General features: G+C 37.3%; 11 protein-coding genes and 1 pseudogene. 11 read left to right on the plus strand and 1 reads right to left on the minus strand.

What is annotated here, in order from left to right; translation table 11 throughout:
* Positions 1 to 189: pseudogene (locus MBEAL2_RS33380) on the minus strand (ArsI/CadI family heavy metal resistance metalloenzyme); the annotation flags it as partial.
* Between the two features lie 885 nt (positions 190 to 1,074).
* Here MBEAL2_RS33380 and MBEAL2_RS27560 point away from each other — a divergent pair.
* The 11 genes from MBEAL2_RS27560 to MBEAL2_RS27610 all read left to right on the plus strand — a co-directional run bounded on the left by MBEAL2_RS27560 (position 1,075) and on the right by MBEAL2_RS27610 (position 11,104).
* Complete coding sequence (locus MBEAL2_RS27560; protein WP_047155407.1) at positions 1,075 to 1,899, plus strand: class I SAM-dependent methyltransferase; 825 nt, start codon at positions 1,075 to 1,077, stop codon at positions 1,897 to 1,899.
* Positions 1,900 to 2,485: 586 nt separating this feature from the next.
* Positions 2,486 to 2,872, plus strand: coding sequence for an ACT domain-containing protein (locus tag MBEAL2_RS27565; protein ID WP_047155408.1), 387 nt, complete (start codon positions 2,486 to 2,488; stop codon positions 2,870 to 2,872).
* Positions 2,873 to 3,017: 145 nt separating this feature from the next.
* A complete protein-coding gene (locus MBEAL2_RS27570; protein WP_047155409.1) occupies positions 3,018 to 3,743 on the plus strand; it encodes an MOSC domain-containing protein in 726 nt (241 codons plus the stop codon).
* 159 nt (positions 3,744 to 3,902) lie between these two features.
* Positions 3,903 to 4,775: a PhzF family phenazine biosynthesis protein gene (locus MBEAL2_RS27575; protein WP_047155417.1), complete on the plus strand. Its 873-nt coding sequence runs from the start codon at positions 3,903 to 3,905 to the stop codon at positions 4,773 to 4,775.
* Positions 4,776 to 5,221: 446 nt separating this feature from the next.
* A complete protein-coding gene (tnpA, locus tag MBEAL2_RS27580) occupies positions 5,222 to 5,542 on the plus strand; it encodes an IS66 family insertion sequence element accessory protein TnpA (RefSeq protein WP_047155410.1) in 321 nt (106 codons plus the stop codon).
* Positions 5,536 to 5,769: an IS66 family insertion sequence element accessory protein TnpB gene (gene tnpB, locus MBEAL2_RS27585; protein ID WP_047155411.1), complete on the plus strand. Its 234-nt coding sequence runs from the start codon at positions 5,536 to 5,538 to the stop codon at positions 5,767 to 5,769. Before tnpA ends, tnpB begins: the two co-directional genes overlap by 7 nt.
* A 178-nt stretch (positions 5,770 to 5,947) precedes the next feature.
* A complete protein-coding gene (tnpC, locus tag MBEAL2_RS27590; RefSeq protein ID WP_047155418.1) occupies positions 5,948 to 7,537 on the plus strand; it encodes an IS66 family transposase in 1,590 nt (529 codons plus the stop codon).
* Positions 7,538 to 8,031: 494 nt separating this feature from the next.
* The gene (locus MBEAL2_RS27595) at positions 8,032 to 8,664 is read left to right on the plus strand and encodes a hypothetical protein (RefSeq protein WP_047155412.1); all 633 of its coding nucleotides are present in this window, start codon (positions 8,032 to 8,034) and stop codon (positions 8,662 to 8,664) included.
* A gap of 90 nt (positions 8,665 to 8,754) precedes the next feature.
* Positions 8,755 to 9,426 carry a hypothetical protein gene (locus MBEAL2_RS27600; RefSeq protein ID WP_047155413.1) on the plus strand — a complete coding sequence of 224 codons (672 nt, stop codon included), beginning with the start codon at positions 8,755 to 8,757 and terminating at the stop codon, positions 9,424 to 9,426.
* A 654-nt stretch (positions 9,427 to 10,080) separates the two neighbouring features.
* Positions 10,081 to 10,563: a hypothetical protein gene (locus tag MBEAL2_RS27605; RefSeq protein ID WP_047155414.1), complete on the plus strand. Its 483-nt coding sequence runs from the start codon at positions 10,081 to 10,083 to the stop codon at positions 10,561 to 10,563.
* Positions 10,564 to 10,573: 10 nt separating this feature from the next.
* On the plus strand, positions 10,574 to 11,104 hold the full coding sequence (locus MBEAL2_RS27610) for a hypothetical protein (protein WP_047155415.1): 531 nt from the start codon (positions 10,574 to 10,576) through the stop codon (positions 11,102 to 11,104).
* The last annotated feature ends 148 nt before the right edge of the window (positions 11,105 to 11,252 follow it).

Here is an 11,252-nt window from a genome sequence, read left to right on the forward strand (position 1 = left end):
GCAGGCGCTATCGCTGACCTTAGTGTAAACTTCCGCATCTTCCTTTGTATAAAAGAACTCCCATCCGTTTCCGTCTGGATCTTGAACCCAAAACTTATCCTGGCGTGCATAGCAGCAAGTAACGTCCATTTCCTCCTTTGTTAACCAACCAAGTTCCTCAAGGCGATTTTTCTGGGAGAGAACCTCTTGTTCCCGTTAAAAACAAACGGTAAATAGCAAAACTAAATGTAAAATGGTCAAACATAATCGGTAAATAGCACGAGCGAAAATTGGACTCTCCATCCAGTTTTCCTCGTGTTTTTTGTTTCTAATAAGCAGGAAAAACGTACCGTTGGTACGTAAGCCAGAGTTAATCAAACGATTGATAAAAAGCCTGAAAAAGCCCAATAAAACAGGATTTAGGAGCGGAAAAGGAGAAAGAAGGCAAGAAGAATAGAGCGAAAAAAAAGAAGGAGAAAAAGGCAGGAGAAAAAACAGGGAAAAACCTCTTCTCTACCCACTGATTTTTTCCAATCCATTTACCAACTATGTTTTCCTAAAAATCCTGATTTCTGACAAAAAATAGGAGAAAAAGCAGGAGGAATAGTTACCGTTTTTGTTTTCCTACAGAAATTGGAAAATGGGAGAAAGGCAGGAATGACAAGGGTTTGGGAGAATGGGGGAGGGAAGAACTTAATTTTTCAACTACATAGAAGCAGGACATTTTTGAAGATAGAATCTAAGATGAATCTGAATTAGGGAATAGGGGAAAGGATAAAAAAATTTTAAATCCAAGTTCTCTAAAAGCATGTTGTTGATTTTTTATCCAACTCTCACGTAAGAAAGAAATTTTCTTACATTATCTGTGGTGCTTCAAATAGAGGCATGGTTGACTAACGGGAATCATTAGCGAAATACGGCTGTTTCGGCAGTCGTTTTTTATTTGCTCAACTAACGGGCAGAAGAGTTGAACAGGCTCAAATTTAATACACCTAAATTCAACTGTTAGTTGAAAATTATTAAAAATCAATTAAGAGGTTATTGTTCCTTTAGGGAAACATCAATAAAATTGGTTAACAAGGAGCGTGATTAATCTTGAAGGAGCAATTGGCAAGAAACATAAGCAGATATCGAAAGGAAAGAGGACTAACCCAAGAGGAACTTGCTCGGACACTTGGACTTTCTTTTCAAGCAATTTCAAAATGGGAAAATGCTCAAACAATGCCTGAACTATCATTGTTGCCAGAATTGTCAAAATCATTGAATGTTAGTGTCGATAAGCTACTCGGCTATGTATCGCAGGATAACCCAATTTCCATTTACGAGGAAGAATATAAGGTTCCAAAATATTATTGGGGTGTTGAGCCAAATAGAGCATGTTATCAAGTTCTACAACTGATGCCTCCAACTAAACATCTGAAGCTATTAGATATTGGTTGCGGTGAGGGAAAAGATTCTGTTTTCTTTGCAAGAAACGGGTATGATGTAACTGCATTTGATATTGCAGATGCAGGTATAGAAAAAACTAAGAAACTTGCTGATAAAGTAGGTGTCCATGTTAATGTTTTTAAAGCTGACATTTTGGATTTTCGCTTAGATTCTCACTTTGATATTTTGTTTTCAAGCGGAGTTCTAAATTATATAAATCCTGACTATCGTGACGAGATATTCAGTAATTATAAGCAGTTTACAAACCCAAACGGTTTACATATTTTTAATGTGTTTGTAACAAAGCCCTTTATAGCCCCACCTCCTGAGAAGGAATCTAATTCGTATAAGTGGCATTCAGGCGAATTACTTTCACATTATCATGATTGGCTTATTAGAGACAGTTCAGAGGTTGTGTTTGACTGCAATTCATCAGGCATTCCTCACAAACATGCTATGACAAAAATTATTGCTCAAAAGATTCCGTTCTAAGCTAACGGGAATCGTTGGTTAAATAAAACGCAGATTTTAACTACCTACGTCCCTACGTCCCATGAGGTTGATTATGTAAAAAAGCCATCCGTAAATTTATAGATGACTTTTTTGCATTAAGAGGAGTTATCAAGGTAAGTATCTATGGTAAGTATCAGTGTGGGTATCACCGATATCTCTTTGAATGAGTTTACTTTAAAAATGTGATCATTTTTTTATCTTCCCATTAAATATTATAGGTTTTCTTGAACGCAGGACATAAAACAGCAAAGTCCATCGAATCCTTTAGTCAACCATTAAGGATTAATCATCCTTGGTCGTTACCGTTGTAGAAATTGAGTGTATAGAATTAGGAAAGAGCCGTAACGCAAGGGGTGACGTTATGGCTCTTTTTCATTGAATGGGGGTCTCTTTCATCTCATTTATTAACCTCTGACAAGTTTGATTATATAAATGGCATGGATCATTGGATTTTACTTAACTAACGGGCAGGATTGTGTGGTAATAGTGAAAAATAGATTAATTGTGCGGGATTTCTGTATAATTCCATTCAGACATATAAATCACCTATAAAGGGGGGATTAAAATGAATTTAATGATTCTTGATACTATTTTTTCCATTGTCAAATTACCATCAACAGAAACAATTCCATTTTGGGTGCTTAATGGGGATGTATTTTCTATCACTCGTACAAATGAGGAACTTTCTATTGTATGTCCTTCTTCAAGCCTTCCAAGTGGGAAACTTATAGATGTTGAACATGATTGGAATTGTATAAAAGTCGATGGTGTGTTGGAAATTGGACTGACTGGTATATTATCTTCTTTAGCGAATCCATTGGCAGAAAATAACATAAACATTTTTGCTATTTCTACTTTTAACACAGATTACTTATTAATCAAAAGCCACTCGTTGGAAAAAGCAAAATTGGTATTAGAAAATGCAGGACATACATTTAGCATGATAATGTAATTAATCCACAAATGGAAATCATTAGTGAAGACGGCTGTTACGGCAGTCGTTTTTTATTTGCTCAACTAATGGGCAATATACCAAAGATAATTGGTTCATTTGGTATACTTCTAATAGAAGATGATTAATTTTTGGGAGGAATGAAATGCTAATTGGTTATATTAAAGAAATCATTCGTCACCCTGTAAAATCGTTTGATGGAGAGAGTGTACAAAGAACCGAAATAATGGAATATGGTTTGTATGGAGACCGTAGCCATGTTTTTTTAGATGAAACAAGACCAGGCAAATTTTTAACGATAACCCAGTTCCCAGAAATGGTTCGATATAAGGCAAGATTTGTAGGGAAAGAGTTAGCGGGTGAATATCCTAAAGTTGAAATAACCACACCTGAAGGAAGGATTGTTGGCTGGGAGAACGAAGACCTACTTCACGAAATAGAGAATAAATCAAAACGGAAGGTTTCCTTTAAGAAATATTCTCCCTCTCATGTACCTTTAGGGGCAATTGAAGAAGAACACATCCAATTGGTAACGGATGCTTCCGTACATAAATTAAAAGAAATATGGGGACAAGAAGTTAATTATAGACGTTTCCGCCCTAACTTATTGATATCATTAAATCAGAAGACCCCATTTATTGAGGAAACATGGTTTGGTAAACGAATTAAAATAGGACAGGAAGTAGAAATTGAATTAAAAAGACATTGTGAAAGGTGTATGATTATTACGGTTAACCCTGATAATGCAGAAAAAGATTCTACATTATTGAAAACCATTGTAAAAGAAAGAAACAACTATTTTGGTGTTTATGCTTCCGTTGTAAAAACAGGTGAAATTCATGTGGATGATGAAGTTTTTCTCATTGAATGATATTTTTTCCATTATCAACAAGAGTTAAAGGTAAGCTTTATTTCACTAACAGGAGTCAATAGTTTAGTAAGTAGGTGTTTATTCCTTATATTCAACATGGAAGCTGAAATCATTCATGATAATATTGGTTATAGCTTTGCAAAGAGATGGGGTATTAAAGTGGATGTTCAAGTCTATACATTAAATGCTTTTGCGAAGGAAAAACATGGAGGAAATCCTGCTGGGGTTGTCTTAGATGCTGATTCTATGCTTGAAGAAGAAATGCAAAAGGTAGCACAAAAAATTGGCTTTTCAGAAACTGCTTTTGTTGAAAAATCAAGTCATGCTGATTTTAAAGTTCGATTTTTTACTCCTAACCATGAAGTTGATTTGTGTGGACATGCTACGATTGCAACCTTTTATCTTATGGTATCTCAAAAATTGATTCGCTATGGAACGTATACTTTGGAAACTAAAGCTGGAGTATTAGAAGTGAACGTAAAAGAAGATGGTAACGTCTTTCTTACACAGGCTCTCCCACAATTTTATGAAGAAATTAATAAACAAATTATTGCCGACTCTTTACTTATTAGTTCAGATGAATTGGTTTATGATTTACCCATCCGAATTGTTTCTACGGGATTGAGGGATATTTTGGTTCCAATTAGGAATATAGATGTTTTGGATAAAATTAATCCTGATTTTAATCAAATAATAGAAATCAGTAAAAAATATGATGTCATCGGATACCATCTATTCACCTTAGATACACAAACTAACGCCATTGCTCGATGCAGAAACTTTGCTCCTTTATTCAGTATTCCTGAAGAAAGTGCCACAGGGACAGCAAATGGTGCATTAAGCTGTTATTTATATAAGCATGGAAAAATTGCATCCAATCAAGCCGACCAGCTAATTTTTGAACAGGGCTATATCATGAAATCTCCTTCAGAAATATTAGCGAGGCTGTCTGTGAACGAAAAAAAAGACATTACTAAAGTAGAAGTTGGGGGTACGGCTTCAAATATTCAAGTACAAAAAGTAAAGATATAAACAAAAAATGCCCTATATATAAAATCTTAATTATTTCACTAACGAGAATCGTTAGTTAAGTAAGAAACCAAAAGAAGCAACTCAAAACGGCTCCTTTTCTTTTTGATGGATTATCAACATTGTTGTTTAACAGGACTTTAATTTAAAGAATAAAACGGGTGATAAAAGAGCTTGAAGATGAAGCGTATGATGAAACAACAATAGGAACTAACAAGAAAGATAGGGATTAAGGAAAGAAAGGCTACAAGAGTTTAAGTTGGGAACAGATAGTACAGAGAGTGCTTAAGCACCGCCACTAACATACTGTTGCATATTTTTTATTGACATGAACTGGAAGAGAGAATGTTATAAAATGTATATACGTAAGCGACAAACTCTGCACACCTTTTTGCAACTCGCTGTCTATGTAATAATTTTCTCTAGAGATATATGGAGGAGGTTTTGCGATGACAAAAGCAGAACGTATTCAAAATCGAATCGAATGGGAGCATCGAGTGGCTGCTTTCAATGAAAATGGTGTAAGTGTGCCAACGTTTTGTAAAACGCATGATTTTAACGTACATCAACTGCGCTACTGGCTCAAAAAATTCAAAAAGAAACCAACACTGAATTCCCCTTCTTCGAAGTGGATGGCCGTTGAGGTCGACAGCATCGACCGGTCTCAATCAATTGTCATCAAAGCAGGGAAAGTGAGTGTTGAAGTCTATCCACGGTTCGATCCTTCCCACCTGGCTGATGTCATCAAGGTGCTGAACGCAACGTGCTAAACGAAACTCATGTGGAACGAGTCTACCTGGCGCGCGGCAGTACGGATATGCGTAAGTCCATTGATGGGCTCGCTGTACTGGTGAAAGAGGGGTTCGATTTGGATCCTTTCTCGCCCTGCCTGTTCGTATTTTGTAATCGGAATCGGGATAAGCTCAAAATTCTACAATGGGACCATAATGGTTTTTGGCTTCACTACCGGAGGTTGGAGCGAGGAACATTTCAATGACCTTCCAAAGAGGATGGTAGTCCGATGAAGGTGAACTATCGGCAACTCCGGTGGCTGCTTGATGGACTTCCATTGGAACAACAGAGCGCTCATGCTGAAGTAACTGCTCGCACCATCCTATAAACTATGGAACGATAAAAAAGGAATTCGTCTGTTTTTGTCGAATCCCTTTTTTATCATGAAGAAAACAGCGAATCCCTCATCCCATACAATAGAAGAATTAGAAAAGCGATGCGAATCACTCAAAAAGCAGAACCAGGAACTGACAGCGAAACTACAATGGTTTGAAGAGCAGTTCCGTCTACATAAACAGCGCCAATTCGGCGCGTCGAGCGAGAAAACAAATCCGGATCAGCTAGAGTTCTCTCTTTTTAATGAGGTAGAATGCCTAGCCAATCCTTCCGTTGAAGAACCTACGGTCGAAACGATTACCTACCATCGCAAAAAAACACGCGGTCACCGTGAGGTGATGCTTGAAAACCTGCCTGTGGAAACGATTAAATACTGTTTATCCGATGAGGAACAGGTTTGTTTGTGCTGCGGTGGATCTCTACATGAAATGAGTACCGAGGTCCGCCAGGAACTAAAAGTGATTCCGGCCCAGGTGAAAGTCGTCCAGCATGTGCGCCATGTGTATGCATGCCGTCATTGTGAACGACATGAGACGAAAACACCCATTGTAACGGCAGCCATGCCTTCTCCTGTGTATCCAGGAAGTTTGGCTTCTGCCTCCGCAATGGCGTATATCATGAATCAAAAATATGTAGAAGGCATGCCACTATATCGTCAGGAACAACAACTTTCACGCCTTGGGCTTCCCTTGTCCCGCCAGACACTGGCCAATTGGATGATATATGGTGCCAACACATGGCTGAGCTTCCTGTATAACCGGCTCTACGATCACCTATTGAAGCAGGACATTCTTCATGCGGATGAAACAACCTTACAAGTTCTTTGTGAACCGGGTCGCTCCGCGACCTCTTCTTCCTATATCTGGTTGTATCGAACGGGCAGAGAAGGGCCGTCCATCATCCTTTACGACTATCAGCAAACCCGCGCCAGCAAGCACCCCCGAAAATTTTTATCCGGGTTTAAGGGATATCTGCATGTGGACGGCTACGCTGGATACAACGGATTGCCGAATGTAACACTAGTCGGGTGCTGGGCCCACGCACGCAGGAAGTTTGACGAAGCCTTAAAGTCACTGCCGTCAACGGCAAAGGCTGCTTCAGTTACTGCAAAAGAAGGCCTTCATTTTTGTAATGAACTCTTCATGATTGAACGCGAAACGAAGGACATGAGTCCTGAAGAACGATATAAGGTTCGGTTAGAGCGCAGCCAGCCACTACTGGAAGCTTTTTCAGTATGGATTCGTGAACAAACCCCCAAAGTACTGCCAAAAAGCGCACTTGGGCAAGCACTCACCTATTGTCGTAACCAGTGGGATCGATTAGCGGCATTTTTAGAGGACGGACGGTTAGAAATAGACAACAACCGAAGTGAGCGATCGATAAAACCGTTCGTGATCGGGCGGAAAAACTGGCTATTCGCCAATTTTGTACGAGGGGCGCAGTCAAGCGCCATTATTTACAGCATTGTGGAGACGGCAAAAGAAAATGGACTGCGTCCATTTCACTACCTTATGTATCTTTTTGAAAGGCTTCCCAACCTGGATACGAAAAATGAGAGCTTGTTGGATCAGCTACTTCCCTGGTCACCGGATATTCCGGAGGAATGCCGGGTTCCCGTTAAGTTAAATAAAGAATAACCGAATCCCCGCCTTATAGATAGGTGGGGATTATTTGTCGCTTACATTTAACGGGTGTAAGCAAAGCAACCTTATATTGCGAGCTAAAGAAACGGAAGGAAACGAGTGAAGAGAACCATGAAAGATAGGAAAATGAAGTAATTAGGAGGAAAACGTCGAATTTACATAAAATTGGTACTTACATTACTATTTATAAAGGGAAAAACCGGTAAACGTCTAAATATGGCTGTTTTCCGTGTTTTTGGTGGATAACTGTTTACCATAATGAGCATTATCGGAAGACCTTACAAAAAGTAAGAAGTGTTAATTTCCTTTATTAGTGGTCCACCAACAAAACTAAAATATACGATAAGAAAATTTCTGTAACAAAAAAGACAATACTATTATTCTGATAAATCGGAATTGAATGAAATATATTTACAAATCGCATATATAATGCTATATTTATCCAGCAATTGTTTTCTAAGAAAAAAATTATAAATTTGGAGGATTTTATGAAAAAAATCGGAACTCTTATTGTTGCTATTTCTTTAGTAGTACCTCTTAGCGTGAACGCTGCCGCACCGTCAAAAACATCAGTAACAGTCTTTCCAGCTACAGAATCAACGGTAAACGATGTGCCAGAATCACAAATCATTCGACCTATGGATGTTATGGCAGGTCCTTATTTTTACAGTTATAATCCAAATACTAATTCGATAAACAATAAGTTTAAGCCAATTGTCCAATATGACCAGGACAATTCCCGTAACAGTGGTTCTGTTACTATGTCGGTGAGTGTACAAAAATCTACTACACAAGGCTCCGAATGGGGCGGAAATGTCGAGTTTACAGGAGAAATTAAGGCTGGCATTCTAGGGGCGGTAAGTACAAAAATAGGTGGATCATACAAGCAAACACGCTCAACAAATGAAGCGGTTGGTGCATCAGCAAGCATGACAGTTTCTCCAGGAAAAATAGGACATATTAAATTTTGGTACAAGGGTCGAACCACCGGTGGAAGCCTTAGAACTTATACTTATAACACTGCCAATCCTAGTGTGAGATATTATCTAGATACACCAATTAACGCTACATTCTACAGTGCAGATTACTTAGATGTATGGGGCGAATCGTGGCAGTCATAAGCTTAAAAATCATAAAGTAAGAAAAAGCTGCTTATGAGGATGGTCACTTTGACCATTCTCATAATTTAATTAGTAGGGTGGGAAGGAAATATGAAAACAAAAATAATTTTCTTATGTATATCGGCTGTAGCCTTATTAGTTGGATGTAGTTCAGAAAAAGATTCTATTTCTTCGGGAAAGTCTAGCCTTTCAACGGAGAGTAAAACTGTTGCTACAGGAAAGTCTAGCCTTCCAACGGAGAGTAAATCACTTTCATATGAAGATTTTAAAAGTCAATTTCTCAAATTTAAAATTCAATTTAAACCTGAAAAATTCTCCAATATTTCACCAGAGGTTCTTTCTATTTTAACCACTTCATTTCCAAAAACTAATTTAGATAATAGACAAACAGATATTATAAATAATAGTATGGAATCACCAGCAAGGTATGAGCTATTCTACAAATCAAATGAGCCTGGTTTGTTAGTAAAAGTAAATTTCATTTATTTCCCAAGTAGTAAAGAAAACCAATTTACTACAATTAATTCGATCTCACCAACTAGAAATACTAATATTGTAGAGAAGCAGCAAAAAATAGTTAGACCTTTGCTTGATGAGTATTTACTTTCATTAAATGGATACTTAGTTCTAATTAATTTCATTGACACAAGTAATCCAACTAACCATAAGTCTGAAAAATATAATACTAAATTTATCGCTTCTACTTTAACTTTTTATAGTCAATTCGAGAAAGAATTGTTAGCAATTAATAAACAAAATTAAATAAAATTTCTTAGTTATTTTCAGAGATTTTCTACTCTTCTGTTGTTAAGAACCATTTTCATGAATCTAGTTATCGATTTTAAAAACAAAGCAGCTCCCTGATCCATGCAAGAGAGCTGCTTTTTACATAACTGAGATTATCGGACATAAAGGAGGATTATGATGCAAAAAACGTTTGAAATTGAGGTAGATAAAAAACAGTGTATCGTCAAGCATGATGGTTTGACACGCATAGAAGCGGCTGAGAGCTATTAGAGGTGTGGTTTTATGGCTGTCTATTTTACTTTCACTAATGGCCGCTTTTTTAGGTGAACTATTACACACTGTATTTTGCAAAAAAAATTTACAGAATAATGCTGAGCTAAGTGCAGCGGTTTGCAACTTGACATGGAGCCTCTAGCAGTATGACATTTGTCGCCAAGAACCCAAGCATATCAAGGCTTTGGCGTTGCCAAAACAGGTTATCATACTGCCCTCTCCATGTAAAGTTGCGATTATATTCTATGTATTTGCAATGGCATTTTTCTGCATTTTTATTTTGCAAAACATAACACACGGATTATCAGAGGAAAAAATAGGAACTATAGTTGGTAATAGGGCGTGTTTAGAAGAGCCTTAAAATGTGCTATAGTACTAAGAAAGGTGGTGGTTTTTATGGACAAAGAAACTACTCAACGTGATGCAAAGGAAATAGATCTGGAAAAGGAAGACGGAATATTGTTCATTAAACCTGATCAAGCTTATTTGATTGATGAAAGTGATCCTAAAAAAGGAATAACTTTATCTTTTAACGCTTTCGAAGGTGGGCTAAAAGATGCGGTAGCAGTAGTCCGTGGTGATATAGGAGAAGGTAAAAACCTTGTTCAATGGTTGGGCAAAGCACATCAACTAGCTTCAATGGTTATTGAAGAATCTAAATCTAAAGAGGATAACGCACTATCTGAAGATGATCTTCCCCCAAAGATTACGTTGAAAGATATTAAAGATATAATCGCCGAAAATGAAGTTATTACTGGAAAAACATTAAAGCAATTCAAACAAGCTATCGATCAAGGAGAAATCGTTAATTACTCTTTAATCGACTTGGATATGTGGGAAATGTATGAAGAAATGAAGAGGGAGATGGAAGAGGATTGAGTGAAGAGGATTGAGTGAAGAGGCGGTAAGAGTTCTATATGACGGGAAGCCTAAAGAATATATCGCTTCCTTGAGAACTACAATATTTTCATATGATAAATATTTCAAAAATCCTCACTCTGGATGGGGTAAGGGTAAATTTTTGCAGTTAAATAAAAACACCTTTGTCTTTAGAATAGGGGCTGCCTTTTTAAAACCTGGAGACTCTATTTCTGAAGTCGATCCAGAAAATAATCTCTTTCCTTTAGTTTTTACGGATGGATCCTTGTTTTCAATTGCTCAGACTTTTATCTATGATGAAAAAAGACGTTTGTGCCTTATAAATAAATCAGTGATACGATTTTTAAAAGTAAAAGGTGACTTTGTACAATACCTTTTTCACTACGATTCAGAAAAAGGCGATGAAATGCATCCACCTTTTCACTTGCAATTTGAGTATGATACACGAACACCAACTCCACGTTTTCGTTTGTTTGATTACGAAAATGCGGCTGATATATTATCTATGATTGTGCGCGACAGGTTAACAATAGATCAGTAAAGAAAACCTCTGCTAAAACAGTAGGGGTTTTTCTGTAATTAAAATGAGATAGCCGCTTATCGAGGCCACTGAAAAAGTGGGCACTTTGAATAATTAACAAGTGTTTTTGTCAATATACAGTAAATAAAAAAGTTGATTATCTACATAC

The organism is Aneurinibacillus tyrosinisolvens (assembly GCF_001015055.1).
Lineage (GTDB): Bacteria > Bacillota > Bacilli > Aneurinibacillales > Aneurinibacillaceae > Aneurinibacillus_A > Aneurinibacillus_A tyrosinisolvens.